This is a genomic window from Qipengyuania gelatinilytica, from assembly GCF_019711315.1.
Taxonomy (GTDB): domain Bacteria; phylum Pseudomonadota; class Alphaproteobacteria; order Sphingomonadales; family Sphingomonadaceae; genus Qipengyuania; species Qipengyuania gelatinilytica.
Genome location: NZ_CP081294.1, coordinates 1,187,807 through 1,207,614, shown reverse-complemented (window position 1 = coordinate 1,207,614; position 19,808 = coordinate 1,187,807). Strand labels below are relative to the sequence as shown.

The 19,808-nt window shown below is 56.0% G+C and carries 22 protein-coding genes and 2 tRNA genes; 10 read left to right on the top strand and 14 right to left on the bottom strand.

The window, feature by feature from the left end; all coding sequences use genetic code 11:
• Positions 1 to 8: 8 nt before the first annotated feature.
• From K3136_RS05970 to K3136_RS05960, 3 genes are all read right to left on the bottom strand, one after another.
• Positions 9 to 1,460: an amidohydrolase family protein gene (locus tag K3136_RS05970; RefSeq protein WP_221431957.1), complete on the bottom strand. Its 1,452-nt coding sequence runs from the start codon at positions 1,458 to 1,460 to the stop codon at positions 9 to 11.
• Between the two features lie 83 nt (positions 1,461 to 1,543).
• Complete coding sequence (locus K3136_RS05965) at positions 1,544 to 2,386, bottom strand: transglutaminase-like cysteine peptidase (RefSeq protein ID WP_221431956.1); 843 nt, start codon at positions 2,384 to 2,386, stop codon at positions 1,544 to 1,546.
• Positions 2,387 to 2,490: 104 nt separating this feature from the next.
• Positions 2,491 to 3,270: an acyl-CoA thioesterase gene (locus K3136_RS05960; RefSeq protein ID WP_221431955.1), complete on the bottom strand. Its 780-nt coding sequence runs from the start codon at positions 3,268 to 3,270 to the stop codon at positions 2,491 to 2,493.
• 114 nt (positions 3,271 to 3,384) lie between these two features.
• Between K3136_RS05960 and K3136_RS05955 the strand changes: the two genes are divergently transcribed.
• From K3136_RS05955 to K3136_RS05945, 3 genes are all read left to right on the top strand, one after another.
• Positions 3,385 to 3,458, top strand: a tRNA-Cys gene (locus K3136_RS05955).
• A 26-nt stretch (positions 3,459 to 3,484) separates the two neighbouring features.
• A tRNA-Thr gene (locus K3136_RS05950) sits at positions 3,485 to 3,560 on the top strand.
• A gap of 196 nt (positions 3,561 to 3,756) precedes the next feature.
• Positions 3,757 to 3,963 carry a hypothetical protein gene (locus K3136_RS05945; RefSeq protein ID WP_221431954.1) on the top strand — a complete coding sequence of 69 codons (207 nt, stop codon included), beginning with the start codon at positions 3,757 to 3,759 and terminating at the stop codon, positions 3,961 to 3,963.
• A gap of 35 nt (positions 3,964 to 3,998) precedes the next feature.
• On the opposite strand, the gene K3136_RS05940 is transcribed toward K3136_RS05945, so the two are convergent.
• The 5 genes from K3136_RS05940 to K3136_RS14180 all read right to left on the bottom strand — a co-directional run bounded on the left by K3136_RS05940 (position 3,999) and on the right by K3136_RS14180 (position 6,271).
• On the bottom strand, positions 3,999 to 4,346 hold the full coding sequence (locus tag K3136_RS05940) for a hypothetical protein (protein WP_221431953.1): 348 nt from the start codon (positions 4,344 to 4,346) through the stop codon (positions 3,999 to 4,001).
• Between the two features lie 391 nt (positions 4,347 to 4,737).
• Complete coding sequence (locus K3136_RS14060; RefSeq protein ID WP_247711450.1) at positions 4,738 to 4,893, bottom strand: excalibur calcium-binding domain-containing protein; 156 nt, start codon at positions 4,891 to 4,893, stop codon at positions 4,738 to 4,740.
• A 144-nt stretch (positions 4,894 to 5,037) separates the two neighbouring features.
• Positions 5,038 to 5,718 (bottom strand): hypothetical protein, encoded by a 681-nt coding sequence (locus K3136_RS05930; RefSeq protein WP_221431952.1) that lies wholly within the window; start codon positions 5,716 to 5,718, stop codon positions 5,038 to 5,040.
• The gene (locus K3136_RS05925) at positions 5,715 to 5,966 is read right to left on the bottom strand and encodes a hypothetical protein (RefSeq protein WP_221431951.1); all 252 of its coding nucleotides are present in this window, start codon (positions 5,964 to 5,966) and stop codon (positions 5,715 to 5,717) included. The genes K3136_RS05930 and K3136_RS05925 overlap by 4 nt, the downstream gene beginning before the upstream one ends.
• Positions 5,967 to 6,103: 137 nt before the next feature.
• Positions 6,104 to 6,271 carry a helix-turn-helix transcriptional regulator gene (locus tag K3136_RS14180; protein ID WP_221431950.1) on the bottom strand — a complete coding sequence of 56 codons (168 nt, stop codon included), beginning with the start codon at positions 6,269 to 6,271 and terminating at the stop codon, positions 6,104 to 6,106.
• 100 nt (positions 6,272 to 6,371) lie between these two features.
• Between K3136_RS14180 and K3136_RS05915 the strand changes: the two genes are divergently transcribed.
• The 4 genes from K3136_RS05915 to K3136_RS05900 all read left to right on the top strand — a co-directional run bounded on the left by K3136_RS05915 (position 6,372) and on the right by K3136_RS05900 (position 9,872).
• Complete coding sequence (locus K3136_RS05915; RefSeq protein WP_221431949.1) at positions 6,372 to 6,683, top strand: hypothetical protein; 312 nt, start codon at positions 6,372 to 6,374, stop codon at positions 6,681 to 6,683.
• A 75-nt stretch (positions 6,684 to 6,758) separates the two neighbouring features.
• Entirely contained in the window at positions 6,759 to 7,907 is a 1,149-nt protein-coding gene (locus K3136_RS05910; protein WP_221431948.1) for a Na/Pi cotransporter family protein, read from the top strand.
• A gap of 103 nt (positions 7,908 to 8,010) precedes the next feature.
• Positions 8,011 to 8,748, top strand: coding sequence for an Abi-alpha family protein (locus K3136_RS05905; protein WP_486659991.1), 738 nt, complete (start codon positions 8,011 to 8,013; stop codon positions 8,746 to 8,748).
• Between the two features lie 476 nt (positions 8,749 to 9,224).
• A complete protein-coding gene (locus K3136_RS05900; protein ID WP_221431946.1) occupies positions 9,225 to 9,872 on the top strand; it encodes a competence protein CoiA family protein in 648 nt (215 codons plus the stop codon).
• 47 nt (positions 9,873 to 9,919) lie between these two features.
• Here the strand turns inward: K3136_RS05900 and K3136_RS05895 are convergent, their stop codons facing one another.
• Both K3136_RS05895 and K3136_RS05890 read right to left on the bottom strand, forming a co-directional pair.
• Positions 9,920 to 10,396, bottom strand: coding sequence for a hypothetical protein (locus K3136_RS05895; RefSeq protein ID WP_221431945.1), 477 nt, complete (start codon positions 10,394 to 10,396; stop codon positions 9,920 to 9,922).
• 48 nt (positions 10,397 to 10,444) lie between these two features.
• Positions 10,445 to 10,699 (bottom strand): hypothetical protein, encoded by a 255-nt coding sequence (locus tag K3136_RS05890; RefSeq protein WP_221431944.1) that lies wholly within the window; start codon positions 10,697 to 10,699, stop codon positions 10,445 to 10,447.
• Positions 10,700 to 11,373: 674 nt separating this feature from the next.
• Here K3136_RS05890 and K3136_RS05885 point away from each other — a divergent pair.
• Complete coding sequence (locus tag K3136_RS05885) at positions 11,374 to 11,640, top strand: hypothetical protein (RefSeq protein WP_221431943.1); 267 nt, start codon at positions 11,374 to 11,376, stop codon at positions 11,638 to 11,640.
• Here K3136_RS05885 and K3136_RS05880 read toward each other — a convergent pair.
• On the bottom strand, positions 11,637 to 11,774 hold the full coding sequence (locus K3136_RS05880) for a hypothetical protein (protein ID WP_221431942.1): 138 nt from the start codon (positions 11,772 to 11,774) through the stop codon (positions 11,637 to 11,639). The two genes, K3136_RS05885 and K3136_RS05880, sit on opposite strands and share 4 nt — an antisense overlap.
• 312 nt (positions 11,775 to 12,086) lie before the next feature.
• On the opposite strand from K3136_RS05880, the gene K3136_RS05875 reads away from it, so the two are divergent.
• On the top strand, positions 12,087 to 12,392 hold the full coding sequence (locus K3136_RS05875) for a MerR family transcriptional regulator (RefSeq protein ID WP_221431941.1): 306 nt from the start codon (positions 12,087 to 12,089) through the stop codon (positions 12,390 to 12,392).
• A 141-nt stretch (positions 12,393 to 12,533) separates the two neighbouring features.
• Here K3136_RS05875 and K3136_RS05870 read toward each other — a convergent pair whose 3' ends face one another.
• The 3 genes from K3136_RS05870 to K3136_RS05860 form a co-directional block, all read right to left on the bottom strand.
• The gene (locus tag K3136_RS05870) at positions 12,534 to 13,292 is read right to left on the bottom strand and encodes a tyrosine-type recombinase/integrase (protein ID WP_247711449.1); all 759 of its coding nucleotides are present in this window, start codon (positions 13,290 to 13,292) and stop codon (positions 12,534 to 12,536) included.
• Positions 13,293 to 13,580: 288 nt separating this feature from the next.
• On the bottom strand, positions 13,581 to 13,784 hold the full coding sequence (locus tag K3136_RS14175; protein WP_221431939.1) for an Arm DNA-binding domain-containing protein: 204 nt from the start codon (positions 13,782 to 13,784) through the stop codon (positions 13,581 to 13,583).
• Between the two features lie 975 nt (positions 13,785 to 14,759).
• Positions 14,760 to 18,353: a class I SAM-dependent DNA methyltransferase gene (locus K3136_RS05860; RefSeq protein ID WP_221431938.1), complete on the bottom strand. Its 3,594-nt coding sequence runs from the start codon at positions 18,351 to 18,353 to the stop codon at positions 14,760 to 14,762.
• A gap of 230 nt (positions 18,354 to 18,583) precedes the next feature.
• Between K3136_RS05860 and K3136_RS05855 the strand changes: the two genes are divergently transcribed.
• Complete coding sequence (locus K3136_RS05855; protein ID WP_221431937.1) at positions 18,584 to 19,087, top strand: hypothetical protein; 504 nt, start codon at positions 18,584 to 18,586, stop codon at positions 19,085 to 19,087.
• Positions 19,088 to 19,808: the final 721 nt, after the last annotated feature.

The window sequence follows — 19,808 nt, the reverse complement described above, 5'->3', positions numbered from 1 at the left end:
GGCGATCGCTAGAGTCCGAGCGCCGCGGGATCGGTACCTTGCGCCTTGAGCGCTTCGACCAAATTCGCCTGCGTCCTGCCGATATCGTGCTCGGCCGCCGTGACCAGCATGGCATCGAGCGCTGCGCGATCGTGGAAGTCCCCGCCCGCGACGACAGCAGAAACTGACCGCAAGGAGGCCAGATCCTTGGTCGGGTCGTCATCCAGCAGGATCAGGTCCGCCCGATGTCCCTCCGCCACCCGGCCCGCGCTTGCTTCTTCGCCAAGGGCGATCGCGGGATTGATCGTCGCCGCTCGGAGGACTTGGGTCCTGTCGAGGCCGGCTTCTTCCAGCAGTTCGAGCTCGTCGATCAACGACATTCCGGGCACGTTGGTGAAGATACCCGCATCGCTTCCCGCCACTAGGAGCACGCCTTCTTCCGACAGATATTTCGTCATGAGCTTGTAGAATTCGAAAGCCGCCCGGTTCCGCGGCACGTCTTCATTGCTCCAGCGGTCGTATTCGGCCTGGCTGGTGGCAACCAGGAGCGGGCTCATGAGGCCGGTCCCCTCGCGCCCGAGGTATTCTCCATTCGTCTCGGCCACCCTCAGCAAATTGTAGAATGCCAGCAAGGTGGCATCGACAGGGACATTCGCGGCCGCAATCCGCTTGGCGAGCTCGCGGGCCGCGGCTTCATCGTGCCGATCGCGCAAGCCGTGCCACACGATCGATTCAACGTGCTCGATCGTGACCAAGCCGTCATCGAGGATTTCCTCGAATGCGATCTGGAAGGGCATTTCCACGGGCATTCCCTTTTGCCGCACGCCCTCGGGCGTATGGCCCATTACGGTCATGTCGAGAATTGCAGCCTCGTCGAGCACCGCCTCGTAGGCCTCGCGAGTGAGGTTGGAGTGGACTTTGAGGTGGCGGTACCCCTGTTCGTGCTGGCTCCGCACCGCCGCGCGCGCTTCTTCTGCGGTGGTCACGAACTGATGGTTGATCTGCTGGTTCGGGCCCGGGCTGTTGAGGATCGGACCCGAGGTGAGAAGGCGTGGGCCCGCAAGCATGCCCTTCTCGATCTGGCTGGCGAGGCGCAGGTGCAAAGGCATGCCGGAAGCGTTGCGAACCGTCGTGACGCCATGCGCCAGATAGGCGCCGAGCGACGCGCGGTCCCAGATATGCACATGCATATCGACCAGCCCTGCCATGACGATGCGGCCGTCGCCCTCGATGACTCGCGTGGCCGTGTCCGGTTCGATCTCTTCTGTCGTAGCTATGGTGGTGATTTTCCCGTCCCAGATCAGGATCGACATGCCGGATGTGAGGACGGCTTCGTCACCATCGAGGTCGAGGATGCTCACGTTTCTCAGCAGGAGAAACTGGCCGGTATCGGCCCGTGCGGGCATCGCCAGTGTCGCCAGCAATAGGCTAAAACTAGCGACCAGCTTCGCGAACGCTTTCATCGTACTCTCCGAATCCATTGCGCCTTCCTTCTGACAGAAGTTTGCGACGGGTCAAAAGTGCTCGGCTGCGAGGTGGTTCACATAGATCGATCCGTTTCCTCCTAGCGCGCTCTCTCGCCATAGATCCAAGAGAACGGCCCCGAATAGCTCACGATCGGCCGGTAATCGTGCACCAGCTCTGCCGGCAGCACCTTGTCCGTCCGGTTGTCGAGGACCATCAGGCGACCCCCTCGCTTCACTGCAAGGATCGCGTGCTCGACCTCCTGCCGATCGCGCAGGACGACGAGGTACATCTCGTGGCTCGGCACGCCGAGTTTCTCCAGCAGCGCCATCTTCGCCAGCGCGAAATCCTCGCAGTCGCCATAGCCGCGGGCGAGGGTGGCAGGCGCGCTCGACCATTGGTCGCCATAGGCGTCGTCGGTGTAGCGCAGGTTCCAGTTGACCCAGTTGTTCACCGCCAGCAGCGGATCGCGCGAGGGGCTGGCGCTCGTCTTGGCCAGCATCGCGTTCCACGGGCCCGCCTGCACCGTCAGCCGGGCAAGCCTTGCCGCGTCCCACTTGCGCGTCGGCACGGTGCTGCCCCCGACGGGTAGCGCGGTCATGCTGAACAGGCTCGGCGCTGCGGGGCGTACGGGGGGCACGGGCAGCGGCGGAGCGCAATGGTGAAGGGCGCGCGGATCCTGCGGCTCTGCCTCGTCTTCGCTCACCTGCGAAGGCAGGGTGAAGACGAAGCCGGTGGTCGGCATGACATAAGCATCTTCGGCGTCATCTTCCCCCGGCTCGGCAGACGAGGCAGGCTCGGCCAACGGAGTTTCGGCCACGCACTCGGGCGGGACCTGCATGGCCTCTTCGCGATATTGCGCATGGGCCTGGGGCGCGCACAGCATCGCGCCTGCCGCTGCAAGCGATGCCCAAGATATCGTCCTGTTGGAAAGCCCAGTCATGCGTGTCCCGTCGCCATGCAAACTGGCAGCGATCTAACTGTCAGGCAAGCTGGGGCGCTGTCGCTCCCGCGCGAATGCTGCACCGCATGTCGCAGCGCTTCCAATCAGCCGAAGATCGCGACCGATTGCATGCCGTCGAGCACCTGCTTGCCATCGGCATTCCACAGCCGCAGCCGTTCCGAAGAATAGCCGCCTGCGGCATGCTGGCTGGCGTTTTCCGACAGCCACCAGCCGTCGCGGGTCTCAGGGGCGGTCTCGAGCAGGTTGAAGGACCAGTTGATCGAGCTGATCGGTCCCTGGCGCTGCATCGCCCGCATGGCACCGGGCGGCAGGACATCCCCCAGGAGGATCAGCTCACTGACGGGGTCCAGCCCCTCGCGATCCGCCAGCCTTGCCCAGCGCCGCACCACCGGATCGCCCGGTCCACGCTGTTCCTGGGCGCGCTTGAGCTCGAAATTGTGGCGGATGAAGGCCGGGCCCTTGTCGGTCATCGTATCGGGCGCTTCCTCGGGCGGGCCGGGCCAGTTATCGACCGGTGCTGCGTCATGGACCGCATTCGGCTCGCGCTCGGTGCCGAACAGCCAGAAGGCGGTGAGGGTGCATTTGCCCTCGCACCAGATTTCGCTGCGCACCTGCGCGACATTGCGACCCTGCCGCACGATCTCTCGCTTGAGATCCACCTCGGGCCCGGTCGGTGCGACGAAGGCGACCTGCGCAGCGCGCAGCGGCGGCAGGTCGCTAAACGCCTTGATCGCGGCCGTATAGGCAACCAGCGCCGAGGCTCCGCCATACATGGTGCGGCCCTGCAGCCAGTGATCGAGATTTTCGAAGCGGGTGTTGCCGCCCTCGGCGGTGATCGGATCGGTCAGGCTGGCGATACTCATATGCCACTCATTGCCCGCCTTTAGAGCTTCGTCCAGACTGACGTTACGTAAGGCGATTGCAAAGCCTTGTGAGAATCGCTAGTGGGCCGCTTCCCGTTCCGAGAGGGCGGGCGAGGCCCGATGGCGGAGTGGTTACGCAGAGGACTGCAAATCCTTGCACGCCGGTTCGATTCCGGCTCGGGCCTCCACTTCTCTTCCCGTTGCAAGAGAATGTGCCGCTTTAGCTCAGTTGGTAGAGCACATCATTCGTAATGATGGGGTCAGGTGTTCGAGTCACCTAAGCGGCACCATTAAAAAAAGCCCAGAAATCAGCCGGTTTTGGAAGACTAGGGAATCTCGATTCCTCGGTCAAGAGTCCCCCGAAATTGGTCTCGGGGCAATCTCGGGGTGATCTTTTGCCGGGTTTGTTGACAATACAGGCACGGCTTACGACCTATTGCCTCCAATCCATCGTCCGCATCGGCGGGACCAAACAAGGATGCATAAATGACTAAAAAAGAGTGGCTAGATAAAACCCAAGGTGTTCAGGACCGAATGACTCGCAAGCGAGAGCAAATTCAGGCGACCGGTGACATCACGGGAAGCAAACCGGAAGTCCGAAAACTTTACGATGAACTCCATGCAATGCCCGACGAACTCAAGGAGCTTGACCGAGAATTTGCGGAAGCCAATGGCTTGAATTGGGGCGAATAGGCCGAGACCCTTTCGAGCCTCGGCCATATCTTTGGTTAGCCTTCGACCAACCAGCTTTCGGAAGGCTGATGACCTTCCTCGATAGCGCCTTCGTAGTAGCTAACTATTCCGTCGATAGCGCGACGGAGCGCGTAGTCGGGCGTGTCGTCATCGGGGCGGCTAGTCCAATACGGGCCAAACTGACTTGGCGTATGAATAGCGTGTGAGGTTTTGAACTTTGTCCTCTGCGATGTCAGATAACGCCCCAACTCGATCTCAATCTGAGTTTCGAGTTCGGGGAGTTTGAAAATGTAATATCCAGAATCGTGGTCCTTAAGGTCCACTCGAATATCAAAATCATTTAATACGGCATCCATAGCCGCGTAATGGTCGCCTTGCGCCATCTCATTCTCCTGAATTTTCGATGATTAGATTAGCAGCGCATACGAAAAGGGGGCCGCCTAAAGCATAGATAAAATTTTATTCGAGTGAGTCAATTCGGCCTCGATAAAATTTCCGTCCGCACGCATTCGGCTCTCGCCATCGTGCGCGAGACTTGTGGCTTCGCGGCGTGACATTGTTCGCCGAAGCGCTCATCGCACAACCTCCGATAAAGGAGGCCCCTATGGCGAGAGTGATAGATGTGAGAATTGTTGAAGACCCAAGCCTCGGGATGACTTTTCTCAAACTGGTGGGGTTCTTGTGGCTCGTAGCAGGGGCGTTGAAGCTTCTTTTCTACTTCGCAGTGGCATGCGCGCTGTTCCGCCTTGTTACCGGATAGCCTCAGTTGCGCGGTTATTCGCAGCCAATTCCGTCATTATCGCGGTCAAGGTGCCGACCGTAGCCGGGGTCGCCTATACGGACAGGAGCGCTGGCTTTCCAATTTCTTTTGAAAGCGAGATAGACTGGTCTTTTGAAAGCGACATTCCCCGTTCGCAGAACGGATAGCACTTCTAGTTAGAGGTGTAAGGCGTGAACCTTGGTTTTCTGCCATTTTTCGTTCGCAGAACGGCTATTTCGAAGTGATACACTTCTAGTAACTATCCCTTATATAACCATGGTGGATAGTTACTAGAAATGTAAGGCCAAGAAGGCTTACCAACTAGACCAATTGCACTCGCTTCTTTTATTAAGTCTCGATTGAAAGAGAATGCGGCTTTTGCCCTTGGCATTGGATTTGGTCGCGAAAGCGGACCCATCCGGCAAGGTCGTGACGAAGCCCCCGATCTCGATTTCCCTTTTCGGTATGACGAGCCGAACATCACCGGCTGTCACAGGATCGCGGCAAACTACGAAGTGGTCTTCGTGGACATGCCGACCTCCCGTGCCGCGCTTATGGATAATCATCCTCCCAACTAGGCTATCGGGATAGTCGCTCGCTATCTTCGCTAAACTCGCTTTCTCTAATTCGGTCATCTTCCACCGCTTCGCTTTTTTTATCACGGTTTCGATGTCGCGAAGGTCGGCTTTGCCTTCGAAAACTGTCTTGCGGTTTTCGAATGCTGTCACCGCAATGCAGTAACGGGCTTCAACCTTCGATACCTCTCTCCCATACTGGTTATCCCAGATCGAAACCTCGAAGCGTTGAGGGTGGTCCGGAAAGGGGTCTAGGATTGCGTTGAGCGAGCTTTTGGCACCTAGTTTGGCTAAGACCATTTCCTTGATCGCAGGGTCGGTTTCTGCCCGCTCTAGGACTACTTTAAGTGCGTCGTGAAAGCCGATCTCTGGTTTGACCGAATTTCGAAGACGCTCCACGAGGATTTCGCCGCTATTCATAGCGTAAAACCATATTCTGCAACTAAGCTATCGTCGCCCAACATGAGGAGCGCTTTGGTGAGAGTTGCCTTGGTGAGTTGTCGAAATTGGTGTTGGCTAGCGTTGCCATTGCCCAAGGTAGTGCCGAATTCGGTCATAAGCTTCGTGAGTGCTGGAATGTCGAACTCAACGGGTTCGCCGTTCGAGCGCGCGACGAACTCTGCCGCGAACTTCTCGTCGCGCTGGGTCAGAAATTCGAGCGCCGCCATCGTGCACTCTTCGAAATACTTCTTTCGGCGTTCCTCTCGAAGTTGGGATAGATGGTCGGTGCCGATATCGCCTTCGCGGACCCTCGAGGAATGACCCAGTTGGTCGAGCGTAGCGTCTAGGTCGTCTGGGAAGCCAATCATTGTGCTTCTACCCATTCGATTATTTCTCGGGCATTCCAAACGAGGCGGCGCTTGCCAATACGCTTGGGCCTCGGAAAACTCTCGTCTGAGCGTAGCGCTTGTAACGAAGATTTTCCGACCGTGAGAAGTTCGGCAAGTTCGTCTATATTCAAATAACGGTCCATGTTTTTCTCCAACTATGTGTGGACCGTTATTTATCAAACCTATTCGGCGCTCCTAAATATTTATAATGCCTCCTCAGCCCTCCTCGGATATAAATAGAGGATGACAAATCGTAGCGCATCGCCGAACCACGCCGACTACCTAAATGATTTATGGGTCGATCACTCTAAAGTCGTAGCAGAAGCGCGAACCACCGCCCTTTTGATGTCTATTGCTTCGCTGTTGAGCGGACACCTAACGATCCGCGAGTTATCGAGTGGACCGCTTGGCCTCACCCGAGATCACATCGAGACACTGGAAGTGCTGGAAAGGCGCTTTGCTAAGATGCGCGAAGCCGAAGCTATGATCTCCTTCCTTCGCGAGAACGCTTTGATCAGTGATGCCGATGAAGTTCTTTATCGAGTTGGTCGCTAGTCTGTTGAAGATTGGACAAACCGGTTTAAGCTCTTCAAGCTCTAGCAACTTAGACAAAGACCGAGGGGGGAAATTTTGCAAAACGAAAAAGTTTATGTGGAGCCGACGACCGTAGTGGCAATCGCCAAATTCGCTTACGCGGCGTGGCAAGCTTATCAGAAGAATAGGAGGGAGCAGGAGGAACTCGACCTCTTGCGTTCAATAGATCGTCGCCTAGGGCGAGTGCTAGATAACCAACAGGTAATTTTGCGGAAGCTTGATGAGATGCAAGTGTTCATTTCCGCCGAATTGCGAGCACATGGTATAGATCAAATTCGCGACGAGGTGGAGGCCTATCGAAGCAATCTGGAAGTCGTGGCGAAGCTCATACCGAATTCGCCCGAAGCAGCTTTGCAGCGGGTGAGAGAGCTTGAGATGCCGACAAGGCTTCTTTGTTTCGAATTAATGGAAAAGGGATTTTCGGCATTCTTGATGTCCGTGCCTGCATCAATTTTGCACTTGGCCGTTCTCGATACAATGCGTCGCCTCGGAGAAGACGCGGAAGTTATCAAGAATCTGGAACTCGCATACCTGACCCAATGGGAGCAAATTTTCTCTAGTTGGCTTGAGGAAGGCGAGCAGCAAGGCATCGTTTACGCAGCGAATTTGCTCAAGCAAAACCGAGAGCGTTGGTCCAACTCAATCGCAGCATACCCTCGTGAGCATCATGTGGGTTGGCACAAAACCAACTCCTTTAAGACCGAGAGACGCAGCATCTATCGGAAATACATAAAGAAATGGCTCGTAATAGAAGGGAGTAAAGAGGACGGTTTTTCAGGAAGGGGGAGAAGAGGCCCGGGGAAGGAGTGGCGATACCACGGATATAACGATGTGCACCCCGGCACTCATAAGGAATCTGATGATTTAGGTTTCAAAGCCTCCATTCCTATCGAGCAAACTCGATCTCTTGCTGAAGTTTATCCGTGGCTATCTGGGAACAAACACTCGTTCGATTTTGATGGAGATGAGGCCTACGAATTGGAAAGGGACGAGTTAGCCAACTTCTTAAGCGATGGTGCGGGCAAGGCTATCTCGGCAATGCATCCAGCGCTGCAAAAGTTAAACAATTTGCGTCAGCATTGGATCGACGCTGTAAGTGATGAGACCGAGTTTGCTGAGTTTGTAGCGATATCCTTAAAAATTAGGCAGGAAGCTTCTGAGCGCCGCGAGGAATTGGAAGCCTAAGGTTATGCGTTGTTCGTCTAATTTGAACGCATAATATGAGGGGTAGTGGCAAGGCCGAAACCTTGCCGCTTCCCTACCCTAAAGATCTACGCGAGTGACCAAAATGGGCGAAAATCTACTGCCGATTGTAGCTAAGGAGGCGGGCAAGGCTGCTACGCCTGCGGTTAATGCCGCAGGTGGAACTCTATCGGAAGTTTGGCAGGGCTTGGTAGGTGATAAGATCGTCGCTTGGCGGATCAAGAATGCCGCCAAAGCACAGCAAAAACTTGAAAAGGAACTGTCGGAGCGCGGTCTTAAGCTTGATCGCAACTCCGTAACTGAACGGTATGCGGTGACTTGGTTCGATAAGGTCAGCGAAGAGGACGAACCGGAAATTCAGGAGCTTTTCGCGAAACTCCTCGCGAACGCGGCAGAGGGCAATGAAGCGGCGCGCGACCGGCGCAACATCAAGCTAATTTCGAATTTTACACCGGCGACCGCGAAACTGTTTTCGGAGATTTGCTGTGTCGTTAAAAAGAATTCCGAAAAATGGGGAAATTTGAACTTGAATTTCGGGCTTTACGAGTTGGAATCAACCGATGAAGTTATCCGACAAAAAATTGGGCGCGTTTTGGAGTATGAACATCTCCTCGCGTCAAACCTGATATCGGTTCAACAAACTCTTACTGACCATGGTTTTGGCGGCTCCGATAGTGAGCAGTTTGGCGCAGTTCGCACTGATGTCTTCGGTAGCGAACATCTTGTCGGTGTGAAAACATCTCTAAAAATGACTGAGATGGGGATGTCTCTCGGCATCGCACTTGGCTTGCTCCAGAAGATAAATGAGCGATCAAAGTGGTAATTAGAAGTGATTCAAGAATGCACACGGTGCTCTAGCGGTGATGCGAACATTAGTTTTCCCCAGCCGCATTTCGCAACTTGCTTTTTGCTACGGTCATGCTGGGATTGGTCATACGCAGCACGAAGGACAAGCCCGATAGAGGCGGCGCACCGATGCAAACGCCAAAATATCGTTGACCCTCTTGTGTGAACACGCGCTCTGATTCACATTCTAATAAGGGCCTGAACAGAATTTCGGGTTTCGGCACCGGCTTGTGGAGAAATTGCGGGTAAGTTTTTCCTGCTTTCAAGAACCGGTGCTACAAGGAGGTAGCAACATTGCTCAGGGTCCAAGCTGGGTAATGGGGGGACCGTTGCTGGTCGGTGTGAAGGCCCTTCTGGTTGTCATGGCCAGAAGTCGAAAGTGACCGGTAACCGTCCCCTGCTTTCTTTGTGCCCGAAGTGCATTCTGGAAGCAATATCCGACGAAGGATAGCTGTGCAGGACCATCGCAATTCACTTGGATATCGTATCGGCCATACCGGCGAGGCCATGATTGTCGAGGGTCATAACGCCGATGGTGAACTCATTCGCATCGGTGATGCGCAACGCGGCGCGCAACAGAAATTGCGATGCGAATGCGGTGTAGAACTGGTCGCCAAGCAAGGTGATGAACTCGCGTGGCATTTCGCGCATGCCAGTGGTCAGGCCGGTGCTTGTGAGCAAGCTACAAAGGCCGCTGCAATGAGGTTCATCAGGGCAACTTTGCTCGATGCGAATGCGATTTCGCTACCGCAAGAAGGACTGACTACGCCGGTCCAGTCAATCAGTAGCATCGATAAAGAGGGATACGGCGATTTTCCCATCCATCGTGTGTCCGGTAATCCGCTCCCATCCTTAGCCATTCTCACCAAGTTGAAGAAGAAATCGGCAAACGAGATTGCGGTTCGCGCGAGGCGCAAGAACATGGCGTTGATGGAGGTCACGCTTTATAGCTATCGAAATCTCCCAGACGAAGAATTGGCCGAAGCGATTATCGATAACGCTCCGCGTAAATGGCTTCATGGCGGCGACGATTACATTCGCCGTAGCTACTACCACAGGCCCATGGATATGAGCGAAGTTCGGAGGAAGCTTGGTTTTTAGGATTGAGGATGACCTCGAATTCCTTCGCCTTCATGGCCCCTGATCCGCTAGTCCGCCTTTCGCGTCGTCACTTCCCGCAGTGATTTCGTAATCTGCTCAATCCACTGACGATGCGCAGCATCTTGGTCGCCTAACTTCTTCTCGACGCGATCAAGCGCGTCCAGCTTCATCTTGTTCTCGATCTTCGCGACATCGATGAAGCGCTCTAGGTGACTGGCATTCTTGGCGTAGCTTTTCGACAGTTCGCTTAGAACCTCATCAATCTTGTCGAAACGCTTTTTGAAAGCCAGCGACTCTTGCTTCGCGTTATCTTTGTGATGTCCAAGATCGCGCTCCAACTTTTCGAGGCGATTATCGGTCACCATTAAGCGCTCCGATTGCGCCGCGTTTTCTTCCGCCCGCTCCTTGCGTTCCTGCTCCAACACATCGTTGATGCCACTTTTCAGAAACCATCGGAGAACTACGCCGACGCCTCCCAATGAGGCGGTTGCAGTGAGTATATAAGCTAAGCTTTGATGGTCCATTACAGCGGTATTTATCGCTGCGTCAGAAGTCGTCGCCCAAACTGTCCATCATTCGCACACTGTCGGATTGTTGCGTCCATCCCAATCGGTGTAGCACTCAGGTTCTTCATAATTATCGGCATACCCACCGCCAGCGGGGATATAGACATAAGGCTTCACTACTGGTTCTTCCTTTTCGAACATAATCTCGAAAACCCCAGCGACCATGACCAAGATGAACACCGAGCCGAAAGCTATGGCGACTTGCCCCCAGAGCCATGACAGGAAGTGTTCACCGTCTTGCCGCTTCTCGAATGGCCACATCGCTAGCCTCCCCCATTGGACCACACTTCCGGTCCCATCACCGCACAATAATCGACTTTTCGACTACCGCAACTCCGGCACTTCAACTGGCCTTCGAGAGCCTTCAACCGGACAATCTGCCTAGCGATCAGGGTCATGGGGTCGAGGCGCGCATCGTGGCCGGACCGACAAACCACCTTCAAGAGGTAACCAGACCTAGCGAGGTCGGTAAGGGTGCGAATGTTATGGCTGACCATTCGCGCGCTATGGAACAGAAATGGAACGCGTTCAAAGTGCAGAAGGATTATGAAATCATCATCTCGGGAAAACCGCTTGTGCATAACGCGCACCGAGAATGGCTGAATTCTGCCGTTTCGGAGGGGCAATAGGTTTTCTTCCGGTTTTTCTTTCCCACCCCCCTTTCGAATGATCTTTCCCAATCGGTATAACGGTTGTCAGGCCAACTCTGATGGGGTGAGCGGCTCGATAAGAGAGCCTATCGGAGGGAGTGGAGAACAAGCTCTGGTGAGTGCCTAGCAGCGGCCCGTGTTCTCCACTCCGGTCTTTTCGATAACCGGTTCTGCGAACCTTGGGAAGAGGTTGCAGAGTCAGTTCGCCAAACTCCGACGCCTGATAAATACCGGCATGATTGACGGACAAGACCCGTGCCTTCGCTAGAGGAAACGACGAAAGGCTTGCTGACCGCCCTCGCGCGGTTTGACGAAACGCTGGACCGCGAATTTGCCGGTATCTCTCAACTCGGATGGGGTCTCGATTATTTGACAGAAGATGGCACCGGCCTTGTTTCCGAGCACTTGGATATGATGGCCGAGATTGACCGCATTAGAGCGCAACTGGTCGTCGCGGGGACATGCCTCGACAACACTCGCCGAAAGTTCAACCGGACCGCGCAGGAAGCGGACCGGACCTCGCACAAGCTGATATTGAAAGGTGCGATCTAGAGGAACGCGAGACGGAACAACATCGCCGCGTCTTCCTCGTCGAACCCTACTAGAATGCCGACCAGATACCGTTCGTGAAATATACCGGTGAAGGTGAAGCCATCGCCGGTCGTATCGAGTAGCCAATCACGCACCGCTATGGTGTCAAACCTATCGTCTATCGGCAGGACTACATGCGTATCGTCTTGCTGGAAATCGATTGGTCGTGCCCGCGCCTTTGCGACGAACTCGGCTTGCATGCAATGCTGCCAGTCTATCGTTCGAACCTCGTCCATCTAAACGCCCTCGTTCCGTTAGCATTCGTGGAGGCACTTTTCGAATCGGTCAAGACTTCAGCCTAAGTTTGCGAACCGTAAAATGCCGCTATTCAAATAACGATTTTGTAGAGTTCGCGAAGTTGGCCGCGAATATTGCAAAGGCACCGCGCGAATCATTATATCTGGGGCATGGCAGAAGCGGCCTCAATCCATGAAGACGGTCTAGTAACCCTTTTGCGCAAGGTGGTGCGGCAAGAGTTGCGCGCCGAAGCCGACCGGCAAAGCTTTGCTTCGGCTAGCCCGTGGATGAACCGCGAAGCTGTGATGTCCTACCTCTCGATATCTTCGACCAAGTTGCACGAACTGACGGTCGAACGCTCGATGGCTCGGGATAGCGAGAAGGATAAGGTTTTTCCGCCGCGATACGGGGAAGGGCGGAACATTCGCTACAATCGTGACGAAATCGACGCATGGATGCGTAGGCAAGCGCAATAGTCTGTGTCTTACTGCCCTCGTCGCGCCGACTCTTCTGTTAGATCAATAGAGGTTGAAGGGTCTCTCTAAGGTTGTGCGATACCATTGCTCAACATCTTCGGAGGGGTCGGGTTTCAGTGATTTCCCCCGACCCCTCAACCCTCAGGCAACCGCCGCAATCCGTTCGGCCACTACCGCCTCGATTTCCTCATTCAGTCGCTTATCCCACGCTTCCAGAGCCTCGCGCTTCTCGTCGAAGAAATCAGGGTCGTAGTGCTGGCTGAATTGCTCTTTGCGCAGCGGGTGAATCAGCTTATCGGCCAACTCACTATCGGCGATTTTCGCCTTACGGATATTGCTGCGGAAACTGTAGCGAAGGCTATGCGGTGTCCAGCGCTCGATAGTCTCTCCGGCCAATTCCGACATGATGTCGGTCACCTTCTCAATCATGTGCGCATCCTGTCCGGTGCGGATTCCACTTTGATATGGCAGGATGAAGGTCTCCCCGCGCTTGCAATGGCGCTTGAAGATAGCCCGACCGGTAGGCCCCAATGGCAGGGAAGCGTTCATGCTGGTTTTGTAGCGCTCCGGCGAAATCGTGAAGACGCCGGTCTTCGGGTCGTATTCCTTGCACATTGCCTCGTAGATTTCCGACTTGCGGCAACCCGTGAGGCACAGGAGCGTGATGTAGTCGGCCCATGTCGAGACCTTCCCGTCAGCGGTATTGCGCCGGTCCAATTCGCGCGCGGCAACCACTGCCAGCGCCATTTCACGAAGGGACAGGACGCGCGATATTTTCGAGTTCGTGATGCGAATTTTCTTCACACCGCGCGTCGGATCCCAGACAAGACCACCGTAGCAGTTGTCGAGGCAGAAGTTGAAGAACGCGGTTAAGATGCCAAGCCGGTAGTTACTCGCCACGATACCACCACTACGACCGGTGCCACGGTCGATAGGCCGCTGGACGATCTTGCGAATGTCGTCGCTCGTTACATCGATAAGATGATGGTCGCCGATAAGGGGTTCGATATCCTTCCAGAAAAGCTTCTCGCAACTCTGGACGGTGCGACCGCCACGGCGCTTGCTATCGGCGACATAACCCTTCCACGCTTCCTTGACCGTATCGGTCGTGTTGCGAACCGCCTTCACCGTCTTGAGGAAGGGGTCTTCTCCCTTCTCGATCTTCTCATTGATTTCGAGCGCGCGTCCCTATGCCTCGGCCATGGACATGGCAGGGAAGCGTCCCATGGTTTTCTTGTGACGCTTACCATTGGCCATACGCTCGAAGAGCCATGTCTTGCGGCCCGATGGAGCGATGCGGAAGGTCAATCCCTCTACGGTCGGGTGCCGGTGTTCCGTATGCTTTTCGACAGCGATTCCGACAAGGTTTTGATGTTTCCAATTGATAGTCATGGTCAGCCTTTCAAGTTGCCCGAGACCGCCCGTTTCGGGGCAATTTCGGGGTAATTTCGGCTAACTCACTAGGCTCCCCACGAACCCCCGCGCATTATTCACCTCACCGAACTGCAATAGAAACAGCATGTTGGTTTCGCGAGGTTTCGCGGGGCTTCTTTCGGAGAGATTTCGTAATGATGGGGTCACGTGTTCGAGTCACGTAAGCGGCACCACTAACTCATTTCTCAATTTCTCTCGAAGCCTTGAAAATCCGAGGCTTTTGCGGGATGTATCGGTTCCCAGCGGTGCTGGTTGTTTCTGCCAGTGCTCCCAAAAATCACCAGATTTGGGGGCACTGGCCGCAATACAGAGCCTAGGTGCCCCCAGATGCCTCTTAAAGCATTGTCGATAAAAGCATTCTCGCCTGCCGAGAAATTCTACCGCAGGAGCACGGGAATACATTCGGCCAGCATGCGCATGTCCTGCTGCACGTACCCGCCGAACTGGACTTGCTCTTTCGACCCATGCCGCTTCGCTGGGGCAAGGCGTTGTTGAAAGGCGGCTATGTTGCCGGAACCATTCAATCGCAGCGACTGGCTTCGGCCTACACTCACGACGTCAATCCAGAGCTTTATCGGGCGGTCATGCTCGGGAAGCTGCACTACATGCTGAAGTGCAGCCCCATTCACCTGGAAGGGGTACTTGGCATGACCGGCTGGGGGCACAAGCCATGGGGTCAGTCTAGTCGGGTCGTGGGCAAGAGAGCGGGGGTCTGGCAGCGAAGGTCAGGGGAGGGGGTGGGTTAATCCCTCTGCCGCAACGGACCGCTGGCGGTACCGCTGCTACAAGGAAACGCTAATACAGTTTCTCGCCCGCGCGCGCGAGGACGGCTAAAATAGGCTGGAATAGCCGTTGCGGGTTTTGCGTCCCGACGTTCCTGATTGGACCAGAAATGCAATTCTTCCAATTGATTTCGGAAAATCTGGAAACGGGCTAGCGAGGAAGGAAGTACCCCTCTTCGCTGTCGCGGGCCGCCCCTGTTTCGACGAGGGTTTCCAGAACCTCCTCGACACGCTGTCTGCGTTTGGAAGTCGTCCGGCCTTTGAAGAGGGTGGCCAGCGCGTCGGCTAGCAGCGGCGCTTCTGCTTCGGACAACACATCGCGCAGGGCACGGATCTGTTCGAGACCATCCTTGGGCCAAGCCCGCTCCTCTACTACACCTGCTTCGACAAGGCCCATGTCGAGATCGTCCTGCCCTTTCACCTTATGGGCGAGACGGGGCCTCTGGTATTCGGGGCGCAGCCAGCGGATGAGGCCGCGCTTTTCCTCCGCTGCGCGTTCCTGGTTGAGCGCGACGAGGCGGGTGAGCAATTCCTCCTCGGCGGCTTCCTGGCCTTCCGTCTTGTGTGGGCTGGGTGTGGTTGCACCGGGGCGGCCGACCAGCCGCTCGCCAAGGTCTTCCCAGCCATAGGCAGCGAACACTTCGCGGTCGATATCGTCATGGATATCCTTGAGCACAGAGATCAGGCCAGCCTCGTGGATATCGCGCTCCTTCTGGCTGAGCGGCTCACCCACGCCCTGTTCGAGCTCGCGCAAGCGTTCGAGCACGTTGTAAATGTCGGTCATAGTGAGGAAGTCGTGCTCGGCGAGCCGCTCCTTGCGGAAGGCGTCGAGCCGCTCGCCGAGCTGGTCGAGCTTGGCGGATTGCGCGTCGGTGAGGATGGGGAATGGGAAGGGATCGAAACACTGAGTCTTATTGTAGCGCGGTCGATCCTCAAGAGTACCGCCTGATCCGAGCATCCAAAGGATATGTGCCCGTGAGCTCAGCACTGCCAACAAATCTGCGCCTTCTAAGCCTAGAGCAACCAGCATATTGTCCGGGCGAATGTCTGCTGCCAGAAATTGGAAGAAATGATGTTTCGCCGTTTCGATAGTGACGGCATAGCGGGGCAGCCCAACCAGAAACTCTCTCATCTCCGGACGTGTGCGACCAAACTCCGTCCAGCGCTCTCTAATATCCCTATCGCGATTTTGATCTCGCTCCGGTTTAACATTTTCCAGCAGATGCTGATAAATGTCTGGAAACTCGGACCCGAGTGTTTGAAGGCTGATGCCAGTCACATCGATCAAATAAGCGTCTCTGGAGTGTTGGGCGAGGTCACGACCGTTCCGATAGCGGAAAATCACCGCCTTCTGCTGCGATTGTCTATTCAGCCCCAATCGTCGTGCGCTACGCTCAGTGAGAATGAAACCAGCGCCGTGAAGCTTTACACCCATAGCTGAAAGTAATTCATTGGCGGCAAGTGGAATAACCTTCGAGAAGCTTGCGCCCAATTTTAGGCCGCTCGTAACCTTCCCCTCATCCACCTCCAGCCGCACCTCGGGAGTATCGGTATTCAGCCCGCTCTCGTGCACCACTTCCGCCAGCTTGCCCTGACGCTCGCCGCGCACCGCGACGGTCATGGCGATGCGCACCGCCGCCTTGTCGCTCGCTTTCAGCCAGGGGTGGTCGGGGATGGCATAGACGAGGCTGAGCGGCAGCTTGGCGTTCATATGCCGCTCCACCACGCGGCGGCTGAAGGTCTGGGTAATCGAATTTGTGGTAATGAAGCCGAAGCGGCGCAGCGGGTTCTCGCCCTTCGCGCCCTTGGGCGGCTTGGCGAGCAGGCGCGTCGCCGCCTCGTCCCAGAAATGCATCACGAAGTCCGCGCCGCCGGGCACGTCCTTGCGGACCTTCCACGCTGCCTCGGCATAGCCATCGCCCAGTTCGGCGCGCATATCCTTGCCGCCGATGAAGGGCGGGTTGCCGACGATGAATTCCACCTCCGGCCAGTCTGCGCGGCGCGGGTTCACATATTGGTACAGCTCCATGGTGGCATCAGGATCAGGGATTTCCTCGCCCGTGATGGGATGCAGCTTCATCGTCTCGCCGTCCCAGCGAGACAACGGCTTGCCCTTGTCGTCGCGCAGCATTTCCATGCTGTCATAGGCGAGAAGCGCATCCTGTTCCTTGATCGTGCCATAGGCATGCAGGATCGGTTCGGGCAGGTTCTTGGCCTCGGTGGTGCGTAGCTGCCATTTGAGGAAGCCGATCCACAGCACGAGGTCGGCAATTGGCACGGCGCGCGGGTTGATCTCCAGCCCGTAGAACTGGCGCGGATTGACCGTCTCGCCGTCGAGCAGCAGCCGCGCCTCGTCATCGCCCAGCGATTCCAGCGCGTCGAGCACTTCGCCTTCCAGCCGCTTCATCAGTTCGAGGCTGACGTAAAGGAAGTTGCCCGTACCGCATGCCGGGTCGAGCACGCGGGTGGTGCAGAGCTGGTGGTGGAATTGCCTTACCGCTTCGATCGCAGCTTCGTTCTTCCCTGCGCGACGCAGGTCGGCGACCAGAGCCTGAACTTCGTCCCAGTCCTCGCGGAGTGGTTCGATGATAGTCGGCACAACCAGCCGCTCGACATAAACACGCGGTGTGAAGTGGGCACCCAACTTGCCGCGCTCCTTCGATGCCAAGGCACGTTCGAGGAGGGTGCCGAAGATGGCGGGTTCGACCTCTTGCCAGTCCTTCCGTGCAGCGAGCCAAAGCTCCCTGATGTCATCGGCCTCCAGCTTGAGCGCTGTGCGCTTCTTGAACAGCGAACCGTTGAAGCGTTTCAGGGGCCTGCCAAACTCGCCAGCATAGCCACCTGCGTCCATCGTTGCCCAAAGGCTTTCGAGCGCTTGCGGGAAGTAGTCGGGCGTCTCCACCATACGTTCGAGCATCGCTTCGAACGGGCCGACGCCTGCGCGCTTTTCCTCCTCGGTTTCTTCGATGAGGCCGATGTCTTCTGCAAACATCGTGAAGAGACAGCGCATGAGGAATTCTGCGATGTCCTTGGGGTCGTATTTCCTTTCCAGGCTCTTCGCGATCTTGGCGAGGCGGGTTGCGATGTCCTCGGTAACCTCTGCGCTGATACGCGCGGGATCGAGGGCATGAGGCTCGGTCCAGATGGCTCGCAATCTCTTCTGGACCTCATCTTCCAGAAGGTCGTCCATCGATAGCCGATAAGTCTGCCGATCCGGAAAATGCGCATAGTTGCGGCCCTGTCCGCTGAAGTCGGCATAGACTTCGATTACATTCCCGATGTCTGCAATGAGCAGGAACGGTGGATAGGCGTGGTCGTCGGGAAGGGATCGAGCATAGTCTTCCGCCTGCTTCTTGGCAGCGATCATGACCTTGTCCCAGGTCTTCGTGCCACGCTTCGCATGCCCGAGCTTCAGTGATGTTTCTATGCCAGCCAGCTCGAGCTGTTCGCTTTCGCGGGCTTTCTTGCGCTTGGCTGACTGCTTTGCCTCAAGAATGAAGCAGTCGCGTTTATAGCAGTCGATACGGCCGGTTGATGTAGAGCCGCCCGTGTGGCGGAAGGTCACTGGACGTTCGAAGACGTAGTCGCTGGTTGCGGTGTCTTCTTTTTGAAGCTTGGGCGAGGGCAGTCCCAACGCTACTGTCAGCCTCTCGATAAAGAGCTGGGCATTGGCCATTTCGGAACCACCCGAGGCCTTCGCTTCGTCGATAAGGTCCGCAATCTTGGTTTGGTCGATTTCCCCCATGGCCAGTGCATGGCGCGGCAATGAAAGCCGTTCAAGCAAAAAGACTTGGAGCAAATCTTTCGGGTGAGAAGGTTGGTTTCAGGCTCACTTTTTGCGTGTTAATAGTGTAATACACTCGCGTGGGCGGATTTGGATCGGGACGGAGCGGCGGCAGGCCAACAGCGGAGCAATCGCTCCGTATCGACTTGTCTTGGATGATGCGCGTAGGCTTGGCGCGCGAAGGATGTGAAGTGACTGGCACCCTTCGCTGGAACTGTGGCGATCAACCGGCTGGCAGTATCAGCTATGTCGCAAAAATGAGCGAACTTGGCGAAGAGAGGCTTCTGCTCTATTTCTCGCGCGGGACAGGTGAGGAACGCGAGAGCGTCGAGCAATCTGTGCGACTAACTCACACGGAACCGAACTTCGGTGGCAAGCGCTGGTGGATGATTTGCCCTTATCGCGGCATTCGCGTCGGCAAGCTCTACCTGCCTCCAGGGGGCGATCGCTTCGCCTCACGAAAGGCATGGCAAATTGGACATCAGTCCCAGCGTATCGCGAACCGAGACCGACCTTTCGAGGCGCTGTTCCGCATTCAGAAGCGGCTGGGGTGCCCTCAGGGGTGGGAACAACCAATCCGCCGACCGAAGGGGATGCATCAAAGCACATACGCTCGGCTAGAAGAGGAGTATTGGCGGCTTGATGAACTTTGCGCGGTCGAAATGATGCGCGTGATTGGCCTGTTGTCCCGCTAGTCCGGAACCCGAATTGAGCGACCAAAAGCGGACATTCCGCTACCGACCCGAAAGCAGACATTCCCGCGATGTCAGCTTTGCGCCCTCGATTCCGACATTGGTTCAAGTGTGACTGAATCCGAAAAGCGGACGTGCTGAGCAGAAAAATTCATCACAGCATTTCGCCCATTTGCCTGAAAAGACCCTGTATCGCCTTCGCAGCACGTGCGGTCTACTAAGAAGGCGTGCAAGTACCATGGCTGGGCTAGAGAAAATCGTCACCGACGGGCTGTGCACATACAGCGCTGCTACGCAGAAGTTGAGTTGGATCCGCCAAGAGGAGGTGGGCCGCCGCCCCGACATCCGGGTCGAGATTAGCCACCTCCCGTTTCGGCGACGCGAGCGGGAGATGCTGAGGTTTCAATGAATGAGAAGCCTGCAGACGATCGCCTCGGTTCATGCTAACGTCCTTAATCATTTCAATACCGAACGCCGTCTCGTCAATCGCACCACTTACAAAGAGCGCTGCACGGCAGCTCTTGCCGAATGGCAAAGTTCCGTGGGCTCAATCCGCGCTTAAAAAAGCGATCCTTACCCGAGCGTAGTATCGTGTGATATAGTCTGCCAGCACCATTTGACGTACATCATCACCGCAACGTGGATCATTTCGGGGGAGGAGTTAAAGTAACAAAACGGGCTCGGTGGCTTAGCTCTCGATCTTAGACTCATCGCCTACCGCTAG

Coding starts and splice junctions, on each gene's coding strand:
- K3136_RS05970 (WP_221431957.1), bottom strand. CDS start 1,460: ATGGATTCGGAGAGTACGATGAAAGCGTTCGCGAAGCTGGTCGCTAGT.
- K3136_RS05965 (WP_221431956.1), bottom strand. CDS start 2,386: ATGACTGGGCTTTCCAACAGGACGATATCTTGGGCATCGCTTGCAGCG.
- K3136_RS05960 (WP_221431955.1), bottom strand. CDS start 3,270: ATGAGTATCGCCAGCCTGACCGATCCGATCACCGCCGAGGGCGGCAAC.
- K3136_RS05945 (WP_221431954.1), top strand. CDS start 3,757: ATGACTAAAAAAGAGTGGCTAGATAAAACCCAAGGTGTTCAGGACCGA.
- K3136_RS05940 (WP_221431953.1), bottom strand. CDS start 4,346: ATGGCGCAAGGCGACCATTACGCGGCTATGGATGCCGTATTAAATGAT.
- K3136_RS05930 (WP_221431952.1), bottom strand. CDS start 5,718: ATGAATAGCGGCGAAATCCTCGTGGAGCGTCTTCGAAATTCGGTCAAA.
- K3136_RS05925 (WP_221431951.1), bottom strand. CDS start 5,966: ATGGCGGCGCTCGAATTTCTGACCCAGCGCGACGAGAAGTTCGCGGCA.
- K3136_RS14180 (WP_221431950.1), bottom strand. CDS start 6,271: ATGGACCGTTATTTGAATATAGACGAACTTGCCGAACTTCTCACGGTC.
- K3136_RS05915 (WP_221431949.1), top strand. CDS start 6,372: ATGACAAATCGTAGCGCATCGCCGAACCACGCCGACTACCTAAATGAT.
- K3136_RS05905 (WP_486659991.1), top strand. CDS start 8,011: ATGGGCGAAAATCTACTGCCGATTGTAGCTAAGGAGGCGGGCAAGGCT.
- K3136_RS05895 (WP_221431945.1), bottom strand. CDS start 10,396: ATGGACCATCAAAGCTTAGCTTATATACTCACTGCAACCGCCTCATTG.
- K3136_RS05890 (WP_221431944.1), bottom strand. CDS start 10,699: ATGTGGCCATTCGAGAAGCGGCAAGACGGTGAACACTTCCTGTCATGG.
- K3136_RS05875 (WP_221431941.1), top strand. CDS start 12,087: ATGGCAGAAGCGGCCTCAATCCATGAAGACGGTCTAGTAACCCTTTTG.
- K3136_RS14175 (WP_221431939.1), bottom strand. CDS start 13,784: ATGACTATCAATTGGAAACATCAAAACCTTGTCGGAATCGCTGTCGAA.
- K3136_RS05860 (WP_221431938.1), bottom strand. CDS start 18,353: ATGGGGGAAATCGACCAAACCAAGATTGCGGACCTTATCGACGAAGCG.